The 19,668-nt window shown below is 60.4% G+C and carries 19 protein-coding genes and 2 pseudogenes; 6 read left to right on the top strand and 15 right to left on the bottom strand.

What is annotated here, in order from left to right; genetic code table 11:
• Positions 1-519 precede the first annotated feature (519 nt).
• Positions 520-672 carry an aa3-type cytochrome c oxidase subunit IV gene (locus tag NHAM_RS25505; RefSeq protein WP_011504994.1) on the top strand — a complete coding sequence of 51 codons (153 nt, stop codon included), beginning with the start codon at positions 520-522 and terminating at the stop codon, positions 670-672.
• 209 nt (positions 673-881) lie between these two features.
• On the opposite strand, the gene NHAM_RS20965 is transcribed toward NHAM_RS25505, so the two are convergent.
• Positions 882-1,244, bottom strand: coding sequence for a hypothetical protein (locus tag NHAM_RS20965; protein WP_198137065.1), 363 nt, complete (start codon positions 1,242-1,244; stop codon positions 882-884).
• A 166-nt stretch (positions 1,245-1,410) separates the two neighbouring features.
• Between NHAM_RS20965 and NHAM_RS28580 the strand changes: the two are divergent.
• Positions 1,411-1,581 (top strand): annotated as a pseudogene (locus tag NHAM_RS28580) (cupin domain-containing protein); the annotation flags it as partial.
• A 138-nt stretch (positions 1,582-1,719) separates the two neighbouring features.
• Here NHAM_RS28580 and NHAM_RS20955 read toward each other — a convergent pair.
• Positions 1,720-2,016, bottom strand: coding sequence for a hypothetical protein (locus NHAM_RS20955; RefSeq protein WP_157043811.1), 297 nt, complete (start codon positions 2,014-2,016; stop codon positions 1,720-1,722).
• Between the two features lie 127 nt (positions 2,017-2,143).
• Between NHAM_RS20955 and NHAM_RS20950 the strand changes: the two genes are divergently transcribed.
• On the top strand, positions 2,144-2,767 hold the full coding sequence (locus NHAM_RS20950) for an IS5/IS1182 family transposase (RefSeq protein ID WP_011504997.1): 624 nt from the start codon (positions 2,144-2,146) through the stop codon (positions 2,765-2,767).
• A gap of 122 nt (positions 2,768-2,889) precedes the next feature.
• Here the strand turns inward: NHAM_RS20950 and NHAM_RS20945 are convergent, their stop codons facing one another.
• Positions 2,890-3,969, bottom strand: coding sequence for an IS630 family transposase (locus tag NHAM_RS20945; RefSeq protein ID WP_081434946.1), 1,080 nt, complete (start codon positions 3,967-3,969; stop codon positions 2,890-2,892).
• A complete protein-coding gene (locus NHAM_RS20940; RefSeq protein ID WP_245270109.1) occupies positions 3,941-5,041 on the bottom strand; it encodes an IS110 family transposase in 1,101 nt (366 codons plus the stop codon). The genes NHAM_RS20945 and NHAM_RS20940 overlap by 29 nt, the downstream gene beginning before the upstream one ends.
• Positions 5,042-5,095: 54 nt before the next feature.
• Here NHAM_RS20940 and NHAM_RS20935 point away from each other — a divergent pair, with 54 nt between their 5' ends.
• A complete protein-coding gene (locus tag NHAM_RS20935; protein WP_245270108.1) occupies positions 5,096-5,587 on the top strand; it encodes a transposase in 492 nt (163 codons plus the stop codon).
• A gap of 566 nt (positions 5,588-6,153) precedes the next feature.
• Positions 6,154-6,330, top strand: a complete 177-nt coding sequence (locus NHAM_RS20930; protein WP_157043810.1) for a hypothetical protein — start codon at positions 6,154-6,156, stop codon at positions 6,328-6,330.
• A 538-nt stretch (positions 6,331-6,868) separates the two neighbouring features.
• Here NHAM_RS20930 and NHAM_RS20925 read toward each other — a convergent pair.
• From NHAM_RS20925 to NHAM_RS20895, 7 genes are all read right to left on the bottom strand, one after another.
• Positions 6,869-7,234 carry a hypothetical protein gene (locus NHAM_RS20925; protein ID WP_011504998.1) on the bottom strand — a complete coding sequence of 122 codons (366 nt, stop codon included), beginning with the start codon at positions 7,232-7,234 and terminating at the stop codon, positions 6,869-6,871.
• A gap of 5 nt (positions 7,235-7,239) precedes the next feature.
• Positions 7,240-8,625 carry a sulfite oxidase gene (locus tag NHAM_RS20920; protein WP_011504999.1) on the bottom strand — a complete coding sequence of 462 codons (1,386 nt, stop codon included), beginning with the start codon at positions 8,623-8,625 and terminating at the stop codon, positions 7,240-7,242.
• Positions 8,626-8,870: 245 nt separating this feature from the next.
• Positions 8,871-9,341 (bottom strand): VOC family protein, encoded by a 471-nt coding sequence (locus tag NHAM_RS20915; RefSeq protein WP_011505000.1) that lies wholly within the window; start codon positions 9,339-9,341, stop codon positions 8,871-8,873.
• A gap of 15 nt (positions 9,342-9,356) precedes the next feature.
• Entirely contained in the window at positions 9,357-12,311 is a 2,955-nt protein-coding gene (acnA, locus tag NHAM_RS20910) for an aconitate hydratase AcnA (protein WP_011505001.1), read from the bottom strand.
• An 84-nt stretch (positions 12,312-12,395) separates the two neighbouring features.
• Positions 12,396-12,872 carry a Dps family protein gene (locus NHAM_RS20905; protein ID WP_011505002.1) on the bottom strand — a complete coding sequence of 159 codons (477 nt, stop codon included), beginning with the start codon at positions 12,870-12,872 and terminating at the stop codon, positions 12,396-12,398.
• Between the two features lie 181 nt (positions 12,873-13,053).
• Positions 13,054-14,172 carry a hypothetical protein gene (locus NHAM_RS20900; RefSeq protein WP_011505003.1) on the bottom strand — a complete coding sequence of 373 codons (1,119 nt, stop codon included), beginning with the start codon at positions 14,170-14,172 and terminating at the stop codon, positions 13,054-13,056.
• A 442-nt stretch (positions 14,173-14,614) separates the two neighbouring features.
• Complete coding sequence (locus tag NHAM_RS20895) at positions 14,615-14,980, bottom strand: PRC-barrel domain-containing protein (RefSeq protein WP_011505004.1); 366 nt, start codon at positions 14,978-14,980, stop codon at positions 14,615-14,617.
• Between the two features lie 374 nt (positions 14,981-15,354).
• On the opposite strand from NHAM_RS20895, the pseudogene NHAM_RS25500 reads away from it, so the two are divergent.
• Positions 15,355-15,520, top strand: a pseudogene (locus NHAM_RS25500) (transposase); the annotation flags it as partial.
• A gap of 121 nt (positions 15,521-15,641) precedes the next feature.
• On the opposite strand, the gene NHAM_RS20890 reads toward NHAM_RS25500, so the two are convergent.
• The 4 genes from NHAM_RS20890 to NHAM_RS20880 all read right to left on the bottom strand — a co-directional run bounded on the left by NHAM_RS20890 (position 15,642) and on the right by NHAM_RS20880 (position 18,889).
• Positions 15,642-16,079 carry a universal stress protein gene (locus tag NHAM_RS20890; protein WP_011505005.1) on the bottom strand — a complete coding sequence of 146 codons (438 nt, stop codon included), beginning with the start codon at positions 16,077-16,079 and terminating at the stop codon, positions 15,642-15,644.
• 270 nt (positions 16,080-16,349) lie between these two features.
• Positions 16,350-16,457 carry a DUF2474 family protein gene (locus NHAM_RS26220; RefSeq protein ID WP_086008375.1) on the bottom strand — a complete coding sequence of 36 codons (108 nt, stop codon included), beginning with the start codon at positions 16,455-16,457 and terminating at the stop codon, positions 16,350-16,352.
• The gene (gene cydB / locus NHAM_RS20885) at positions 16,454-17,464 is read right to left on the bottom strand and encodes a cytochrome d ubiquinol oxidase subunit II (protein ID WP_011505006.1); all 1,011 of its coding nucleotides are present in this window, start codon (positions 17,462-17,464) and stop codon (positions 16,454-16,456) included. The genes NHAM_RS26220 and cydB overlap by 4 nt, the downstream gene beginning before the upstream one ends.
• A gap of 3 nt (positions 17,465-17,467) precedes the next feature.
• Positions 17,468-18,889, bottom strand: coding sequence for a cytochrome ubiquinol oxidase subunit I (locus NHAM_RS20880; RefSeq protein WP_011505007.1), 1,422 nt, complete (start codon positions 18,887-18,889; stop codon positions 17,468-17,470).
• Between the last annotated feature and the right edge of the window lie 779 nt (positions 18,890-19,668).

Genomic DNA, 19,668 nt, shown 5'->3' with positions numbered 1-19,668 from the left:
TCACTGCGACAAGGAATTGTGGCCGTTAGTTCAAGGGACCAAGTTCGGCGCCGATTAACAATCGAGATTGAATTTGCCTATCACAACGGTGACGAAGCCGTTCTCAAAGCCAAGCGGGATACTTCTTCAACAGCCTGCTAGCTCACAAGCTCTGGAAAGCAGCCGCCAACATTGAGCGGCAGGGCGAGCTTTTCTAACCAAAGACCGGCATCTCATCGTAGGTCCGACCGTTCAAGGTGCGGCCCGCGGCTTTCTTGTTGGCTACACATCTGCATGAAGCGGCGATTGTAGAGACGCCCTTTGCCGACGAAGATCATCTCCACCGCGGCATCATCGTAATCGCGATGGGTTTCTTGGTATGCGCCTCACGCAGCTTATTGCGTTACCGCAAATCATTCATCCAAAAGGTATATATTCTTGGCTCGTCGAATGACGATGACCGCGAACGCTCAGCCATATCTGTGTCGCCGATCATCGTCGTGAGAGACGCAAGATCAACCATGTCTTGGGAGACTTGATATGTCAGATCATAGCCAAATCGTGTACTCAGCAGCGGAATGGATGGATTATCCGGCGCATGAGAAAACGTATAATTCCTTCGTCAAATTAGGGACGATCTTCGCATCGACCGCCGCCACCGTTCTCGCGTTGATGGCGATTTTCCTTACCTGATTGTCCGGTCGTCGTTCCAAAGGCCGGCAGAAATGTCGGCCTTCATCTTGCCGCCACGCCTAATCCGCACTCTGGAGCACCACCCCAATAGAAACTCCGCCGGGGCGGGGTTTCCATTGGCGGCAAACGCCTAATCGAAGATAGAACCTTTGCGACTACCGATAGGCCTTTTGCTCTCTGCGCACTGCGGCCGACTCCGAGGCGAACAGCTACCAGCCAGCAGGCTCAAAGTATTCGCGATATTTGCCGAGCGCCTCCACGATCTTGACGGCTCCATGCTCGCGGTTGGTTTTCGCCTTCATCACAGCCACACCATCGATGATCCATTCAAGTACGAGGTGAAGCTGCTGATCAGCATCCTCAGGCAGTTTGCAATTCCCGACCACATAATCGATCTGCCGCTGAATACGCTCCGCCAACGCCTCATATTGCGCGGGTGTGAACGCCTTTTTGTGAATGGGCGGCAGCGATTGCTCCATTGCCGTATGGATTTCGCTCATACCCTGGCGCAGCGCATGATCGGTCTGCCACTTCTTGCCGTGGTCGAGCTGGAGTTGGACAGGCGCAGGCATCCCGCTATGAGCAAACTCCCGGACGTTGCATCTGCTTATCTTTAGGTTGGCAGTATTGGAACGGAGAGCCCTAAGCGATGTTTTTAGCCAGAGAGCGCACACTCGCCCTCGTTGTGCTCGGGTTTATCATGATCTCGCCTAGTCTCGCCGCCGAACCGCACACATCGCAATGATCGTCCCCGCCGGCGCCCGTCACAACGTCAGAAACAACGGGGAGAAGGTGCTGCGCCTCTATACGTTATATGCCCCGCCGGAGCACCGAGATCGCACGATCCATGCCACGAAGGCCGAGGCCGACGCATCAAGCGAACACCTTGATGGGAAGACCACGGGATAGGTTTGTCGCTCCAAACTTAAGGCCTGGATTGAGGCTCGGCTTTAACCAGAACGCTTCGGCTTTCACGACGGATGATGGGGCGATCGCGCCCAAGAAAAAGGGCGCGGATGACATCACTCCGCGCCCTTCCCTTAGCCGTTACGCCAATGCTTGTCCAACCTTGGGCTTCCGCGGCCCACATTTGTAGACGTAGGCCTTGCGCGCCGGCTTTGGGTCGGGCGGAGGGTCCAGCACCTTCATCAGGTTGTTGTGTATGATCATCGATAGGTAGCGCGCGATTGACTGTTCCTTGAACAAATCAAGGTCTCGCATGACCTCGACGATCACCAGCAACGGAATGCTGTCGAATGCCTCAATCCATGCAAGGCCGCACTCCGGCCATTGCGGCCGCCACGACATAACCGACGCTATGGCGATGATGACCGGCTCGACCAAGCATTCTCGTTTTCCTCCGACTCGATGATCGCCTGAATGAGTAACGTTGAGACCTGTGAGCGGGTAGTTCTGGACGCGGCGCGTTGCTTTTGATTCCATCCGTTTGAGCAACGGATTGAGGTTTGGAATGGGGCGCCGTCGGATTGGTCAGGAGACATTTTCATTTTCGGCTGCGGGTTACCGCCCGCGCTCGTCGCTGGATGAGCTTTCGAACCTGATCGATTGGACGGCGATCGAGCGCCATGTGAGCTTAATTTCCTGCGCGGCCAAGGGCGAGCCGGCGTGGCCGCCTCTCGCGTTGTTCAAGGCGATGCTGCTGGCAGTCTGGTACGATTTGTCTGATGTGAAGCTCGCCGAAGCGCTGGACGATCGAGCTTCCTTTCGGCGGTTCTGCGGGTTTTCAGCTTCGGAGCCAACGCCCGAGCGCACGGCCTTCGTTCGTTTCCGCAAGGCCCTTGTAGATCATAAACTGGACAAGCCCCTGTTCGAGGCGATCACCGGCCAATTGAAGGCCAAAGCGATCCGGGTCAAGACCGGCACGCTTGTCGATGCGACGATCATCGCATCGGCCAGCGAAGATGATGGCGAGGCGCATTGGGTCACGTGTGGACGGCGCCCTGGCAAGAACTTTCTGACGTTTTGCAGCATTGGTCGGGTGCGGTCACGTGTCCGGCCTGTTGATGCGGCAGGTGTGGCCGCTGGCCCTAATGCTCTGCGCGGATCGAGTCCCAAACAAACTCACGCACTTTAGAATAGGTGCGTTGACCCAAGCGGGTTCTCTCAATCTCCGGAACAACCGTATCTGCATTACGTCGTCATGCCCTCGCCAATTGATGCGCCGACTATCTGCTGGCGTGCTTTATGCTGCCAGCGCTAGTGGATGGAATCTAACACTTGGTGCCCGCGTCTGACGGCTCGGATAATTTTGTTGGGATCGGCAGTCCATGTGAAGGGCTTCGGTTCGGCGTTATGTTCGATTACGAAGCGATTGATTGCAGCCTGCAGGTCGACGACCGATCGGAAGATGCCGCGTTTCAGTCGTCGTTTTGTGAGTTTGGCGAAGAAGCCCTCGACGGCGTTGAGCCAGGATGCTGATGTGGGCGTGAAGTGGAAGGCCCAGCGGGGATGCCGGGCCAACCACTGGCGCACTTTCGGGTGCTTGTGGGTTGCATAGTTGTCGACGATAGCGTGGATTTGCTTTCGCGGCGGCACCTGCGCTTCGACGGCGTTGAGGAAGCGGATGAACTCCTGGTGCCGATGGCGCTGCATATTGCGGCCAATGACGGTGCCGTCGAGGACGTTGAGGGCCGCAAACAGTGTCGTCGTGCCATGACGCTTGTAGTCGTGGGTCATCGTCCCGGCGCGACCCTTCTTTATTGGCAAGCCGGGCTGGGTGCGGTCGAGCGCCTGGATTTGGCTTTTTTCATCGACCGAGAGAACGACGGCATGGGCGGGCGGATCGACATAGAGGCCGACGACATCGCGCAATTTGTCGACGAAGCGCGGGTCAGTGGAGAGCTTGAACTGTTTCACCCGGTGCGGCTGCAGCCCATGGGCGCGCCAGATGCGTTGAACGGAACTCGCGCTGATATCGACGACCTTCGCCATCATGGCCGAGGTCCAGTGGGTCGCCTCTGCTGGCGGCTCGGTCCGGGTGAGCGCCACGACGCGTTCAGCGATGCCCGACCCCAGCGGCGGAATGCGCGAGGGGCGTGTCTTATCGTGCAGGAGGCCGTCATAACCCGCCACCATGAAGCGTTCCTGCCAGCGCCACACACAGGTCTTCGACTTGCCGGTCCGGCGCATGATCTCATGGGTGCCGAAACCGTCCGCGCTCAACAGTACGATCTCGGCCCGCCAAACATGCTTGTGTGGGGTGTTGCGATTCCGCGCCAGCGCCTTCAGATGGCGGCGGTCGGCAGGCTTAAGGGTGATGAAAATTCCGGTTCGCATGCGCCAGACTCGCATGCATCCAGTCAGATGGGAATCCCATCCCGGATTCAAATGTCAGACGCGATCCACTAGTTTCGGCTCCTTGTATCTCTCGCCGCGGACCATGATGGCCCAGGCCATCCGCGCGATCTTGTTGGCGAGCGTGACGGCCGCCACCTTGGTTGGCCGACGCTCCATTAATCGGCCGAGCCAGGGACGCTTCTGCGTTCCGTGCTTGCGTGCGTAGCAGATGACGACCATTGCGCCGACGACGAGCAGCCACCGCAAATATCGATTGCCCTGAGCCTGTCCTTGCCGCCGGGCTGTGTTGCTTCGGCACCAACCCGATCCAGGCCGCAAGACTGCGCCCCGATGAGAATGTCTTCCAGTCACCGATCTCGGCAACCGATGCGGTTGCGCCGATCGGGCCGATGCCCGGGATCTCCGACAGCCGACGGCTCGCCTCACAGCCGCGGTGCAGGGCCATGATGCCCTTGTCGATGGATGCTATCTCGGTGCCGATAGTACCATACTGCTGCGCCAGCACATCGAGGCTGCCGCGGACGGCCGTGGAAAGCCGGCTATCTGCACTATCCGCAACAATTCTGAGCAACTCTTCCGTTCCATTGCGCCCCTTGGCCGACACGATGCCAAGTTCGGCCAAGTGCCCGCGCAGGGCATTGCTCAACATCGTGCGCTGGCGCACCAGCAATTGCCGGGTCCGGTGCAGCATCAAGGCGGTCTGCTGCTCCTTCGTCTTGATCGGGACGAACCGCAACGACGGTCGCGTCACCGCCTCACAGATCGCCGCCGCATCATTCGCATCGTTCTTGCTGCGTTTGAGGTAGGCCTTCACATAACTCGGCGGGATCAGCTTAACCGTGTGACCGAGCGCCTGAAGCTCGCGGCCCCAGTGATGTGCGGATGGGCAGGCTTCGATCCCGACCATGCACGGCGGCAGCTCACCGAAGTACTCCAACACCTTTGCGCGACTGATGCGCTTGCGTACTACAACCGCGCCCGCAACATCGACCCCGTGCACCTGGAATACCGACTTCGCAATATCAAGATCAATCGTGCTAACCTCGCTCATGGACGGCTCCCCTCAATGTGGTTTGCTCCAACGCAACCACCCTATGGCACTTCGATGCCGAAGAGTGGGCGCCGTCCACAGCATCAAGCACAAGGGCAAACCGGCTGTTCATGGCTTCAAGGCCCATGTTGGCGCCGATGCCGATACGGCGCTTGTGGAACAAATCGCGTCACGCCCGCCAACATCAACGATGGCAAGGCCGGCCCCGCAGCACTGCCCGACAATCCCGGCGAGGTATTTGCCGACAGCGCCTATCGGGGAAACCATTTCGGCGATGCCGTCCGCGCCAGGGGCGGCACACCGCGCATTGTCGCCACCGGCATGCGGGGGCGCGATGAAGCCGAAACGCTGGCACGCCTTGCTGCCTGGAACCAACCCATTCATCGGATACGAGGTCGGATCGAGAAGATCTTCGGCACCTGGAAGCGAAGCTACGGGCTGCGCCGAATGCGATGGCGAGGACTGGCCAAGGCCGCCGCTCAGATTCGTCTCACCGCAATCGCCTACAACCTCAGACGCACCTTGACGATCATCGCAGCGGCTTGACGATCACCGCTACAATATGCGCGGCGGGCCTCATCACATGACGAGGCCTTGTGTCAGCTCCATCCGAAAACCGTCAATACCCTTGCACAGCCCAAACTGCCCAGAAATCAAGCGTCCAGAACTACCCGCGCACAGGCCTCACGTCACGGTTTCGCTGCCACGCCTTGCGATCAGATATTCCAGCCGTGCACACGCAGCAGCATCGATCGGCGGCGCGTCCAAGTCCTTCAAGAGCGTCGGCAGCACTTCAGCAGCTCGCTTTGCCCTTGCCGCCTCTTCCTCTTTCGAAGGCATTACAAAGCCACTGAGAGGCGTTGCTGCTGCGAGCCTTGGGTTGTTAATCGGCGCCGAACTTGGCCCCGTGAACTATCGGCCACAGCCGACCAGGCTGTGAAGTATGCCGAATTGCACGGCGCACGGAATCGAACTCATGTTATCGGTTGCCCTATGCGTAAGGACGGGCGGCGAACCTTCCAGCTCTTATCCGATGCTATCACGCACCCGTGAACGGGCGCGTTAGGAACGGTCACGGCAGGGTGAGGTTGTTGTTCGTAATGGAGCGCAGCATGGCAGTTTACAGAAGAACAAACAATATTAATCGCGTCTACATCGGCTGGACTATCGGCGGCGCAATCCTCGTGCTGCTGCTCAGTCTTTCCGTTTTCTACACCGGGCGCGGCACGCATCAGAAGTCAGTCGATAATGCAACGAACGCCGTAACGCAGCCTCAGCAAAGTCGGTAAACGTCCTGCGCAGGATTGCTGCCCAAAACAAAAACCGCCAGCAAACGAGCTGGAGAGTTTCTGCGATACCATGAAACGCAATCAGCCAGTTGCAAGCGCTTCAAGGCAGGAACGGCAGATGTGACGTCCCCAGTTTGCGGCCATGAACTTGCGGCACTCGCTGCACTTGCTTCTGAGGGGAGCGCCGCGCATCTGGCGCATCTTAAAATTATTCCCGGGATTGTTCCCCGTCAGCACCCCTGAGAATTGCCGCAGTCCAGCTGACGTTGAGGAGGGTAAGACCAGTTCTGTGATCCGGTAATGGGAATTATTCGCTTGCCCGTTCCAAACGGCCCCGGTTGTAGCCTCCATGATCCTTTAAAGGCACGCTGCGCCTGATGCGAACCTAGCCCTCCGGCGCTCCGCCCAATTGGCTTAACCCGGACGATAGGTGGCAGGCTCAAGACTTCTTCCTTGCGACGCCGCCGCCGCTGGATGCGGGATCAACGGCACAAAGCTTTCCTTCATACCGCGCCCGGCAACAGCGATCAGCGCGCCGCTACTTGATGAACGGATTCTGGAAGCCGCGGCTCGGTATGGCGCGCGGCGGGAACGCCGCCTCCAGATAGTTCAGTACAACTTCACGATCCCTGCCCTCAATGGCGGGCATGCCATGCTTCGACGTCATGAGATTAATCGTCGCGTCCCATTGGACGCGACTCATTCCTTGTGCCGCGACCAGCTTAAAGCCGTGACACGCGGTGCAGGCATAAAAGGCGCCGTCGCGGCCGTCGCCGGGCGGATAATCCTCCGGCGCTTCGTCCTGCGCGCGTGCCATGATGCCGGTCGCGAGCAACACCGCCGCGGCCAGAAAGAGCTGCCGCGCAATGCGCGCGGCAGCCGTGCGAGTGTGCAAAGGCATCATTCCGATCAACCCACCAAAACAGCAATCCGGTGCATGGCGTTGCCGCCATAGCCCTGCGGATTCCAGAAACCGGCCATATGCGGCTGCATGACGCCCCTCGAGTCGGTGCCGCGCGCCCAGATTTCATAATAGCCGTCGGTCGGCAGTTTCACGGTCGTGGTCCAGCGCTGCCAGTCGTACTTGTTCTTCGGCTTCGACAGCTTAACCCGCGTCCAGGTCGCGCCGAAATCGGTCGAGACATCGACGTGATCGACGGTGAAGTCGCCGGCCCAGGCCGCGCCACGCAGCTTGATCTCCTTGGTGCCGGCGGCGATTTTATCGCCGTTGGCGGGACTGGTGATGATCGAGCGTATCGGCATGGATTCCAGAATCTGGAAATTCTTCGGATCGCCCTTGGCGCCGGGGATCATCGGCTTGATCGGCACGCGATAAGCGAACTCAGTCATGCCCGGGCCGTCGTGCTCCTTGTCGCGGATCCAGATGCGGCTCAGCCACTTCGCCGATAGCGATCCCGGCCAGCCGGGAATGAACAGTCGCACCGGCCCACCGTGAATGTTCGGCAGCGGCTTGCCGTTCAGCGCGAAGACGATGAGGTTGTTCTCATCCATCAGCTTCTTGATCGGCACACCGCGCGACAATGTCGGCTTGCTCTCGTCGCCGGAGAGATGCAGGTCGCGGCCGTAATGGCCGGAGAACACCGCCGACGGCTTCAGTCCGGCGCTCTTGATGATGTCCGCAAGCTTGACGCCGGTCCATTCCGGACAGCCGACGCCGCCATTGGTCCACTGGTTGCCGCGCGCCTGCGGCGTGAAGAAGGAGCGGCCGTTGCCGCCGCATTCGAGCACCAGACGGCGGGTGACCGGCTTGTGCTTCGCCTTGAGTTCGCCAAGCGTCAGCGTCAGCTTGTTGTTGACCTCGCCATCGATGACGAAGGACCACTTATCCGGGTCCTTGCTTTCCTCCGGAATCTGGCCGTTGTTGCGCACGAACAGTTTGTCGGTCGGCGTGGTGTCGTCGTCGAGCAGGTTCTCTGGCGTCTCCGCCACCAGTGGCCGATCACCGAGCACAACGAGCCCATCACTCTTACCAGGAAACTGTAAATGCTGCGGCCCTTTCGGCGCCGGGGCTGGAGACTCGCCGGCAGCAGGCGCATTTTGCGCGAGCGCCGCTGGAATCAGCCCGCCCGGCATATTGGCAGCAAATGGGATCGCACCACCAACCGCCGCGCTCATCGCGGCAAGGCCGGCTCCGCCGAGAAAACCGCGGCGGCTCGCGGAGACTTTCCGGCCGAATACCTCGGCATCCGCGCGTTCGGCATCGTCGTTGTAAAGTTCGTCAAGCGAGCGCTCTACCGAACGTTCATGAGATTTGAACATCTGCATTTTCGACATGTGCGTATCGCTCCTTGCCGACCCAACGCCCGGGACTTGCCACCAGCCTTCGGATTCCGAATGCTAACATTCGAACCAGAGCCTAGGATGCCATAGATAGAGATAAAGACCAACGCAATCGGCAGCGGAGTTGGCTCCAGCGACTCTGGCGTACCCACGATAGGTTGCAAAGTACGGAGATATGCGTCTCGCAAATCGATTCAAAATCAAACGCTTGTCAACGAGACCGGAGCGTGAATTCTAGTCTAGGTCGGGGCCACGCCGATGCCCTTCTCCCTCAACTCGGCTCTCGCCCTCTCGGATTTGTCGGGCGAGATCTGCATCGCATTCAGAACGGCATCCGTCTTTGCAAACTGCACGTCGCGGTATTCAACCACTTCGACACGGTTGCCCCACGGGTCGAAGAAGTTGAACGAACCTTCGACCATCCTCGCCCCCGCCAGTTCGGCGAGTTCGCGCACTTTCGAGCGGTCATCGACGACAAGACCAAAATGCCGCGCGTCGTCGGGACCCTGCTTGCGGCCCTCGCTCAGCGCGAGAAACTGGTCGCCCATGTCGATGAAAGCCATGGTCGTCCGGCCTGCCTCGTCCAGGTGGCTTCCCCTCAGTTCAAAGTCGAATATTGCGCCGTAGAAAGAGAGTGCCTCCTCGACGTTTCCGACTTCCAGAGCTACGTGATTGATGCCGACCAGGTTCGGCCTGGAATTGTTTGCCACGTTCGCCTCCTCAATCTAAACGCGCGTGCTACCCGTGTACGACACCGGATCGCTGGCCGGGAAGGATTGAATCGAACCCTCGTCCACGGCTCCATCCTGCTTGCCGTCGGGCGGGAGCGGATGCGGCTTGCGGGCTGGTGCCGCTGATAATTCCGACCGCTCGCCCAACAGCTGACGCAACACGTACCGTAGGATCCCGCCGTGGCGGAGATAGAGCACCTCTTGCGGCGTTTCGATCCGGGCGCTGACCTCGAACGCGATCGCGCTATTGTCTTCGCTATAGGCGCGCACCGTCAGTCGGCGCGATGTGGCGAACCCGCTCGCGACCCCGGCGGTGATACCCTCAATATCAAAAGTCTCCCGACCCGTGAGCCCAAGGCTCGCCGCTGACGCTCCCTCCACGAATTGCAGCGGCACGATCCCCATCCCGACGAGGTTCGACCGATGAATCCGCTCGAAGCTCTCGGCGATGACGGCACGCACGCCTTGCAGGTAGGGTCCCTTCGCCGCCCAATCCCGGCTTGAGCCGGACCCGTAGTCCCGGCCTGCGAGAACGATCAGCGGAACTCCGTCCGCAAGATAGCGTTGGCTTGCCTCGTAAATCGGCGTCTGTTCGCCGCTGGGGAGATGGATGGTGCAGCCGCCTTCGGTGTCCGGAGCGAGCCGGTTACGAATCCGCACATTGGCGAACGTCCCGCGCACCATCACTTCGTGATTGCCGCGACGCGCACCGTAGGAATTGAACTCCTTCGGAGCCACGCCTTGCGTGACCAGATACTGTCCTGCAGGCGAGCCCTGCTGAATCGTTCCGGCAGGAGAAATATGGTCGGTCGTGATACTGTCGCCGAACACTGCAAGCACACGCGCCCCGCGGATCTCTGCAACCTGCTCAGGAGCCGTATGGGGCATGTCCGTGAAGAAGGGCGGGCTGCGCACATAGGTCGAGCTCTCGTTCCACTGATAGATGTCGCCGGAGGGAGCCGCCAAGGCGCGCCATTGTTCATCGCCGGCGAAAATCTCGCGATAGTTCTCACGATAGAGATCGGATCCGATCGCTTGCTGCAGGGTCCGCTGGATCTCCTCTTGGCTGGGCCAGAGGTCGCGCAGGAATACCGGGCGCCCCTCTCGATCGTGGCCAAGCGGCTCGGTTTCCAGATCGATCGTGATTCGTCCGGCAAGCGCGAAGGCCACGACAAGCGGTGGCGACATCAGATAGTTCGCTCGCACTTCGGAGTGGATACGGCCTTCGAAGTTGCGGTTGCCGGACAGCGTCGCGGCGACGACGAGGTTCCTGCTTCGGATCTCCTCGGAAATCTCGGCCGGGAGAGGGCCGGAATTGCCGATGCAGGTGGTGCAGCCGTAGCCGACGAGATTGAAGCCAAGCTGATCGAGATAGGGCGTCAGCCCGGCGCGCTCGTAATAGGCCGTCACGACCCGTGATCCGGGCGCAAGCGAGGTCTTGACCCATGGCTTGCGATTCAGCCCGCGCGCGACCGCGCGCTTGGCGAGGAGGCCCGCCGCCAGCATCACAGAGGGATTGGACGTGTTGGTGCAGCTCGTGATGGCGGCGATCACGATGGAGCCGTGCTCCAGCGCTTCAGCCCTACCCACGTGCGGCTGCATCGCTCCCGGCCGGACCTCTCCTGCCGTCGACTCGCCCCAGACAGTCAGCCGCTCGTCGGCCGAAATCCGCGCGTCCGCGCCTTTCTGACTGCGCGGCGGTTCGGGCGGCAGGAGCGACGGCAGAGAGGCTTCGAAGGCCGCCTTGGCGCGGCCGAGCGGCACGCGATCCTGCGGCCGTCCGGGACCTGCAATGCTGGGTTCGACGTCGCCAAGATCAAGCTCCAACGTGTCACTGAAAGCCGGCTCCGGCGCGGCACTGTCGTGAAAGAGCCCCTGTTCTTTCATATAGGCTTCGACGAGCGCCACCCGCTCCTCGGAACGTCCGGTCAATCGCAGATAGTCGATCGTGGCCACATCGACCGGAAAGATCGCGCATGTCGATCCGTATTCCGGCGACATATTGCCGATGGTCGCGCGGTCGACGACGGGCACGTTGCTGACACCTGGTCCATAAAACTCCACGAACCGGCCCACAACGCCTTTTTTGCGCAGCAGCTGCGTTACAGTGAGCACGAGATCGGTAGCGGTCGCGCCCTCGCGAAGCTTGCCGGCGAGCTTGAAACCGATCACTTCCGGGATCAGCATCGAGATCGGCTGACCGAGCATGGCCGCCTCGGCCTCGATGCCGCCGACGCCCCAGCCGAGGACACCAAGGCCATTCACCATCGGCGTGTGGGAGTCGGTCCCGACCAGCGTGTCGGGATAGGCGAGCGACCGCGTATCGCCGCCCTCACCTACCTTGCTCGCCAGCTCGTCTGCTCCGAACACGACCCGTGCCAGATATTCGATGTTCACCTGATGGCAGATCCCGCTGTTCGGCGGGGTGACGCGAAAATTCTTGAACGCCTGCTGGCCCCATTTCAGCAGCGCGTAGCGCTCGCCGTTGCGGCTGTAGTCGAGCATCTGATTGATCGCCATCGCGCCCGGAACTCCGAACGCATCGGCCTGGATCGAATGATCGATGACGAGTTCAACTGGCTGCAGGGGATTGATCTTGGCGGGATCGCCACCGAGCCGGACCATGGCGTCACGCATCGCCGCAAGATCGACAATCGCCGGAACACCTGTGAAATCCTGCAACAGTACGCGGGCCGGCTGAAACGCGATCTCGGTGCGCTCCGACGCGTTCGGCTGCCAGCCTGCAAGCGCCTCAATATCGGCCCTGCTGACCGACGCGCCGTTCTCGGTCCGGAGCAGGTTTTCAAGCAGGATGCGCAGTGAATAGGGCAGGCGCTCGACTGCAAAACCGGCTCGCTTGAGGGCATCCAGACGGTAAATCGTGTATGAGCGATTTCCGACGTTAAGCTCCGAGGCGGCTCCAAAGCTGTCCAGATGCGCTGCGGTCATTCGGCCCTCCGATCCATTTGCATGTTTGGCCTTCCTCGCAGTCGCTGTCGCGAGCCTGGGAGGGCACACACCTATGTCGTCGCGTTACTTGCTACGTTGCAGGAGGCTGCTCAGCATCCAGGCCGTCTTTTCGTGTTGCGTCACCCGCTGCGTCGCGAGATCCGCTGTTGCAACATCTCCTTGTGTCCCGGCCTCTGTCACCACCTGCAGGGCGGTACGCGAGGCAGTGGTGTGATCGGATAATAGCTGGCTGATCATCGCATCGGCCGCCGGCGCATCCGCTTCTTCGCCGATGGACGTCAATGTCTGGAATTCAGCAAAGCTGCCGGGCGCCTTGACGCCGAGTGCGCGGATCCGTTCGGCGATCTCATCGATCGCCTGCGCGAGTTCAGTGTATTGATCCTGAAACAGCGTGTGCAACGGTTCAAATTGCGGTCCAACAACGTTCCAGTGGAATCCCTGCGTCTTCACATAAATGATGTAGCTGTCCGCGAGCAGGCGCCCGAGTAGAGCCGCAGTTTTAGCGCGTGCTGCTTGATCGTTGATGTACGGGCTAGGCATGTCGGTTCTCCGAAATTGAAGCGTCTTGCTGTCTGATACGGCCGTAACGCAAAGCAGCGCGGGTTTGCCAAGATTACTACCCCGTTCGACGTCAATAGTTCCTGGTATGATTATCGGCTCCAGTCGACGCGATCCGTATCCGACCCACCGCGCGCCAGTGACGCGAACCCGATCAGCCGCCCTAAACCGGATAACGCAGGATCGCCGCCAACGTCCCCTCGCGCGGGATGTCGGCCTTGCGCACTCCGATTACCCGGCCGCCTGCCGCGAGGACGCGTGCCGCAATTTCGTCGACGACGCCATATTCACCCTCGTCCTGTTGCTCGGGGAAGCTGACTGCCCCTTGTTCGTCGATCCGCCCGGGAATGATCTGGTCGATATCGACCAGGATCATGTCCACGGCGCCGAACGTTGCCGCACGCGCTGCCTGGGCGACATCCGTTGTCGCCCGGCCCTGATTTTCACGTTGCTGGAAGAGCGCCCGCCAGGTTGCGAGTTCATCCCGGTAGAGTTCGTCCAAGATGGGGCGCGCCCGCTCAGCGAGTTGAGCCTCGGTCAAACCCTCGGGACTGCCCTCGATTCCCGCCTCGGCGAGTTGAGAATAGGTGTTCACGGAACGATAGATTGAAGCCAATGGCTCGGCCGCTGCGAGGATGAGCGGCAGACCGCTGCCGCCTAACAGGGGCCGCAACGCCCGATCGACCTTCCGGGCGAACTGACGCAGCAACACTTTTTGACCCTCTGCGCCCTGAATCCGGCCGCTCGGCCAATGATCGATCTCACCCACGCCCCGCACGGCCCGCCCGGCATCCTGCGGCATCGCCTCGACCTCGACCGGCACCGCCGGCAGGTCGGCTGACACTTCGACGAGCCGAACGCTCCGCTGCGCCAACGCCAACACGTAACAGGCATTCGGAAAACTTACGGCTCGTAGCAGCGGCTTCACGTAAAACCGATCCGACGCGCTGACGATGCGCGCGAGTGCATTGGGGACACGGAACGTCTGCAAATTCTCCGGTGTCGCGAAGATAGCCAAGCTGTGCGCCTGAAAGCGCCAGAACTCGTCGTCGTCGACGAGATCGTCCAGTTGTTCGGCAATCAGCGCCGCCCGGTGCCTGTCGCCTCCTGCCGCGTGGATCTGCTCAATCGCTTGCTTCGCGAGATTCTTGAGCTCGATCCGGTGGCCTTGGGCCTCTTGAGTGACGGGTGTGGTCGGCAAGTAGATCGAAACACAGAGATCGCCTCGATGGGAGGTCAAGGCCGCGATGTCGACAGAACTCGGAATATCCACGTACAGCATTGCGTATTTCCTCTCCGAGATCTGAGCGGACAATCCATACGGAATTATCGCCAGAGCAAGATGCCAAGGAGCGAGTCTTTGCAATTAAAACTTGTTTGTTTGGAACTTACTGCCGCCGGGTCGCGGCGCACGGCCCTGCAAGGCTGTGAGGCGCACACCCGCAGGGCCCGGCGAGCGCGGTCACACTGCGCGGTCCGTCAGTACAAATATCGGCGCAGCGTCTAGCTCCTCTTCGTTCATAGAATTGCTCGGGCCGCACTGACCGCGCGACCCGCCGAGTTAGCTCAGGCTGCAAAATACACCAGATAAACGATCACGAAGCCAGCCGCGCCCAGTCCAAGCCCCGCCACCAGTACGTTATGCGTCCGTTTTCTCGCTTCATTCGTTCTCCTGAGAAAGCCTTTTCGACATATGCGAAGCTCGACCAAGGTCGTAAGGATACTCAGCCTGGACGTATCACGAACTCGTTGTAGTAATCGTCGAGCTCCGCGTAACGGGCGTTCCAGTCAAAGATGGTCTCGGTGCCATGCTTCGGACCGCCTTTCAGCCGGCTCCCGCTTATATCGGTGCGGTAGCCGCCAAGCTCGCTGTCGTATTTCAGCAACTTCCAAGGCACCGGATAATAGTCGTTGCCGAGACCGAGAAATCCGCCGAAGCTCAGCTCGGCATAGGGAACGTTCCCGCTTGCCTTGTCAATCATGACGCGCGCAATTGAGCCGATCTTCTCGTTGTTGACTCCGTAGACTGCGGTCCCTTGGACCTGATCGCTGCCGACCAACCTGTTGGCTTCTCTTTTTTCGGTAGACATTTGCCTCTCCTCGTTAAGGGGAGAAAGTCACCGGAGCAGCAAATGTTCCTTTGAGCCGCGCGCGCACCTCATGAAAATTGCGACGTTGTTCTGGATAGTGCCGGTGAAACGCCGCGTAACGTTCCTGGCGAATGGGAATACCGCAAACGACAAAAGGCCCCATGTCTGGGCCTTCCTCTCTCTAGGTTGTTGAAGAAGGCCTGACCGCGGTTCGCAAAGAGCAGGACCCGCGCGCATGCGTCAATCAGGCGGTCTTCGTCATTCTTCGTCGCATGCATACCCTGCGTCTCGCGTCGATCCGCCGCATGCTGAGAAAGCTATACAATCTCGCATAATTTTTCCGGATAGACTCTCAGGGTGCTGACGGGGAACAGTTGCTGCAGGCGTTCCATTCAGTGCGCTCGGAGCGTCAGTTGATGGAGCGGATCGAGTTCGATCTCCCATTCCGCTGGTTCGTCAGAATCGGCGTCGATAGCTGGTGTGGGAGATCGCTCGGTTTTCTCGAAGAATCGTGACCGGCTTGTCGAAGGCACCATCTCTGAAAATGTGTTTGTACATTGGCCTCTCCGGTCATCGACGTAGCTCATTCTGCACGACCTTATCTGAAAACACGCGACGTCCGCTCGGCTTACAAGAGCCGCGGCATCCTGGCGGGGTGAGGCTAATGAATGACAAGCACAGGGACAGTCGCCGTCACAAGAACATCGGATGTCTGACTGCCAAGCAGAACCTTCTTGATGCCGCGTCGGCCATGAGACGCCATGACAATTAGATTGCACCCCAGCCTTTGCGCGGTTTCCACGATTGCGCTGGCTGGATGGCTATTGGAAACATGTGCAGTGTTGACCTCAAGTTGCATTTTTGCGGCCGACGCCTTGACCCCCGACAGTACGCCCTCTGCAAATTTCGTCTGGTCGGCCTCGTAGCCCTTTAAATCCCGTGCCCACGCACCATCGCCCGTTGTCAGGACTGGAAGCGGCTCGGTTACGGTGATGATCGTGACCTTGCTGCCAAGCGCCTTGGCGAGCGACAGGCCATGATCCACACCCCGCTGTGCGAGTGCGGAGCCGTCGGTCGAAATGAGGATGTGGGTATACACGGCGTCCTCCCAGTTCCGTTGCAAGTCCATCACGCTAATCGTCGATTTGCCCATCGACAAGGCGTGTGGCCTGCGGCGTATTGATAGCATCATTTTAGATTACGAGCGCTTCGCGCAGCGGATCGGAACATCCATGTAAGTCAGCAAGCTGCCTGGTGCCAGTGTTTGCGCCAACCAACTCCTTAAGGATGACAAAGGGGCGGTAGGAGGATGGCGCAAATTGAAATGAGCTGCTCGAAGTGTTGGCCGTTGCAGAACGGTGAGCGTTGTTCAGCTCGGGATAAGGAAGCGAATGACATAGGCGAGCGCACCGACCGCGGTCACGGTAGCCAGCCAGATGCCCACAAACCAGAGCAGACGGTTGAGTATCGTCTTCAATAATAGCCGCTTTCCGACGTCACCTTGCCACGGAACACCCAATAAGCATGGCCCGTATAGGCCAGGATGACCGGGATCAGCACGGCGGCGCCAACCAGCAGGAACAGTTGCGTGGAAGGTGGCGCGGCCGCCTCCCAGATACTGATGCCGGGCGGCACGATCATCGGCCACATGCTGATCGCCAGGCCGATATAGGATAACAGGAATAGACCGATTGCGCTCAGGAACGGCAGGAAGTCCCGCCGACGCTCCAGCGATCGATGCAGCACCCAGGCCAGGACGATGACCAGCACCGGCACAGGCGCCGCCAGGATGATGTTGGGGAAGGTCAGCCAGTGCTCCCTGAACTCCTCGCTGAGGAAAAGCATGCTCAGCGAGATGGAGCCGATAAGGCCCATCAGTGCTAAGCCGAGCAGGCGCGCTATCGGCCGGAAGCGCGCTTGCAACTCGCCTTCCGTGCGCCAGATCAGCCAACAGGCGCCGAGCAGCCCGTAGCCGACGATAAGCGCTAAGCCGGTGAAGATGCTGAACGGCGTGAGCCAGTCCCACCAGCCTCCGGCATAGGCGCGGTTTTCAACGCGGATTCCCTGGACCAGCGCACCGAGCGTGATGCCCTGGCAGAAGGTCGCGACATAGCTGCCTCCCGAAAAGGCGAGATTCCAAGCTCGCTGTGAACTGTCCGTGTCGACGCGGAAGCGCATTTCGAACGCGACGCCGCGAAAGATCAGCGCCAGCAGCATGAGGATCAGTGGCATGTAGAGGGCGGGCAGCACCGTCGCATAGGCGAGTGGGAATGCCGCAAACAGTCCGACGCCGCCGAACACCAGCCAAGTCTGATTGCCGTCCCACACTGGCGCCACGGTATTCATCATCAGGTCGCGCTCGGCCTTGCCGCGCTCGACCGGGAACAGGATGCCAATCCCCAGGTCGAAACCGTCGAGGACGACATAGAGGAACACCGCAGCGGCGATGAGGAAGGCCCAGATTAACGGCAGAGAGGTTTCCATTGGCTACTCCGCGGGCGGGTGCCGGGCGCCGCCTGCCAGCGCCGGGCGGGCCGTGAAGCCGGCAGATCGGATTGGTTTGTCTACCGGCGGCCCCTCCTCATGTGCTTGTGGAGTTTTGGCGAAAAGCTGGAACAGCAGCCAGATGCCGGCACCGAACATGGCAAAATAAACCAGCGCGAAAGCCGCCAGCGAGGTTGCGATGGCCGGCGCCTCGATTGGTGCAACACTGTCGGCCGTGCGCAGAAGTCCGTAGACCGCGAAGGGCTGCCGCCCCGCCTCGGTGACGATCCACCCCGCCGTCACGGCGATCAGGCCGGCCGGGCCCATGGCCACCGCGAAGCGGTGCAGCCAGCGCGCCTGGTAGAGCCTGCCCTTCCACCTCACCCAAGCCGAAGCCAAGCCAAGAACAATCATTAGCACGCCAAGCCCCACCATGACGCGGAAGGCCCAGAACACCAGCGGCAGGTTCGTCGCCCAGGTGTCGCGCGGAAACGCGTTGAGGCCCGCTACCTCACCGTCCCAATCGTGGGTCAAATAGAGACTGGCGAGGTGCGGAACCTGCACCGCGTAACGGGTCGTGCCGACCGCCGCGTCCGGCCAGCCGAACAACACGGCGGCGGCGCCGCGCTCTGTCTCGAAATGCCCCTCCATTGCCGCCACCTTCGCCGGTTGGTGCTGGTAGGTGTTCACGCCGTGCAGGTCGCCGATAACGAGCTGGAGCGGCGCCAGAAGCGCCGCTATCCACATCGCCATGGAAAACATCAGCCGCGCGTTTGCATTGTGGGAGTCGCGGAGCAGGTGCCAGGCTCCGACGGCGCCGACGATCAACGCGGTGGTGAGATACGCCGCGGTCACAGTGTGGGCGAAGCGAAAGGGGAACGACGGATTGAAGACGATCGCGAACCAGCTTTCCGGCATGAAGCGGCCGTCCGGCGCAATCGAATAGCCGGCCGGGGTCTGCATCCAGGAATTGGCAGACAGAATCCAGAATGCCGACATGGCCGTCCCGACCGCCACAAGGCAGGTCGCGAGGAAATGCAGCCCGCGTCCGACCCGCTTCAGGCCGAACAGCATGATGCCCAGGAAGCCGGACTCCAGGAAGAAGGCGGCCAGCACTTCGTAGGCAAAGAGCGGCCCGAGCACGGCCCCCGTCCGGTCGGCGAAAACCGACCAATTGGTGCCGATCTGGTACGACAGGACGATGCCTGAAACGACGCCCATGGCGAAAGCGACGGCAAGCGCCTTCAGCCAGTACTGAAAGGTGTCGAAGTAGACCGGTTGGCCCGTCCAAAGCCACAGCGCTTCGAGTACGGCGAGATAGCTCGCCAGGCCGATGGTGAAGGCCGGAAACAGGAAGTGCCAGACGATCGTGAAGGCAAACTGGAACCGGGCAAGATCGAGAGCGCTCGGCAGCATCTCTTCCATGTGTCTCGCTCCGGCCGGCTTTTTCTGGCAAGCGCATTCGATGATACCAGTCGGCAGCAGGCGGGTCGACTCGCTTCCGGAGAGGGGCCGCTCAGAATTCTCCCCCTGGGACGGCCGCGGTTCCGGTCAGTGCGGTGCTGGCGACTAACGATCGTAGTCTCGCGTGTCTTTATTCTCGGATTGCGCGATCCGTTTGGACCTCACTTGAAGCGTAGCGTTAATCAACACGTCGCTCCGGAGAGCGAATGGCGCCCGATGGCCCGGCGGTCCAGGTTCTCCGAACAGCTTGCATTATTCAGGCGCAGGCTTGTTGACGCGTTGTAGATCTCGCCATCTCTGATGTCCTCGCGCCGCCCTAACCTTGAGGACGGCGCGAATGGTACGCCGGCTCAGGTATTTCAAGGTCGGCGATTGCGGCTCATGCATGGATCAGTGCTCTATCTAACCTGGCCAGAACGGGCCGGCTTGCGAATGAGCCGCACAGGATGCGCTGGAATGGCGAGACGTGTCCCGTGCCATCAGCATTAAAGATTTCCCGTGCTGAAAGAACCGTTTGGACCAAAGCCAGATGCGGATATTGCACCCGGCCCCATAGACGCTCACCACAAGATCACGAACCCGCGGCCATCTCGACCTCCCTCATCGGCGTGTCCCGATGCGGTGCCACCAAGCTTTCCGAGTCTTCGCCCAGATTCCAAGGTTCTCGATCTCGAAATGCTCCTAACTGCGAAGCCGCGCGCCCGGCTTGCGAATATATATCATGTTTCGAACGATACCCG

Source organism: Nitrobacter hamburgensis X14 (genome assembly GCF_000013885.1).
GTDB classification, from domain to species: domain Bacteria; phylum Pseudomonadota; class Alphaproteobacteria; order Rhizobiales; family Xanthobacteraceae; genus Nitrobacter; species Nitrobacter hamburgensis.
The sequence above is the reverse complement of the archived record's forward strand: the minus strand, read 5'-3'. Positions and strand labels throughout refer to the sequence as shown.

Excerpts from the sequence above, each read along its gene's own strand:
- NHAM_RS20920 (WP_011504999.1), bottom strand. The coding sequence starts at position 8,625 with ATGTCGAAAATGCAGATGTTCAAATCTCATGAACGTTCGGTAGAGCGC.
- NHAM_RS20895 (WP_011505004.1), bottom strand. The coding sequence starts at position 14,980 with ATGTCTACCGAAAAAAGAGAAGCCAACAGGTTGGTCGGCAGCGATCAG.
- NHAM_RS20925 (WP_011504998.1), bottom strand. The coding sequence starts at position 7,234 with ATGATGCCTTTGCACACTCGCACGGCTGCCGCGCGCATTGCGCGGCAG.
- cydB (WP_011505006.1), bottom strand. The coding sequence starts at position 17,464 with ATGGAAACCTCTCTGCCGTTAATCTGGGCCTTCCTCATCGCCGCTGCG.
- NHAM_RS20940 (WP_245270109.1), bottom strand. The coding sequence starts at position 5,041 with ATGAGCGAGGTTAGCACGATTGATCTTGATATTGCGAAGTCGGTATTC.
- acnA (WP_011505001.1), bottom strand. The coding sequence starts at position 12,311 with ATGACCGCAGCGCATCTGGACAGCTTTGGAGCCGCCTCGGAGCTTAAC.
- NHAM_RS20880 (WP_011505007.1), bottom strand. The coding sequence starts at position 18,889 with ATGGAAGAGATGCTGCCGAGCGCTCTCGATCTTGCCCGGTTCCAGTTT.
- NHAM_RS25505 (WP_011504994.1), top strand. The coding sequence starts at position 520 with ATGTCAGATCATAGCCAAATCGTGTACTCAGCAGCGGAATGGATGGAT.
- NHAM_RS20945 (WP_081434946.1), bottom strand. The coding sequence starts at position 3,969 with ATGCGAACCGGAATTTTCATCACCCTTAAGCCTGCCGACCGCCGCCAT.
- NHAM_RS20930 (WP_157043810.1), top strand. The coding sequence starts at position 6,154 with ATGGCAGTTTACAGAAGAACAAACAATATTAATCGCGTCTACATCGGC.
- NHAM_RS20950 (WP_011504997.1), top strand. The coding sequence starts at position 2,144 with ATGGGGCGCCGTCGGATTGGTCAGGAGACATTTTCATTTTCGGCTGCG.
- NHAM_RS20965 (WP_198137065.1), bottom strand. The coding sequence starts at position 1,244 with ATGCCTGCGCCTGTCCAACTCCAGCTCGACCACGGCAAGAAGTGGCAG.
- NHAM_RS20905 (WP_011505002.1), bottom strand. The coding sequence starts at position 12,872 with ATGCCTAGCCCGTACATCAACGATCAAGCAGCACGCGCTAAAACTGCG.
- NHAM_RS20935 (WP_245270108.1), top strand. The coding sequence starts at position 5,096 with ATGCCGAAGAGTGGGCGCCGTCCACAGCATCAAGCACAAGGGCAAACC.
- NHAM_RS20900 (WP_011505003.1), bottom strand. The coding sequence starts at position 14,172 with ATGCTGTACGTGGATATTCCGAGTTCTGTCGACATCGCGGCCTTGACC.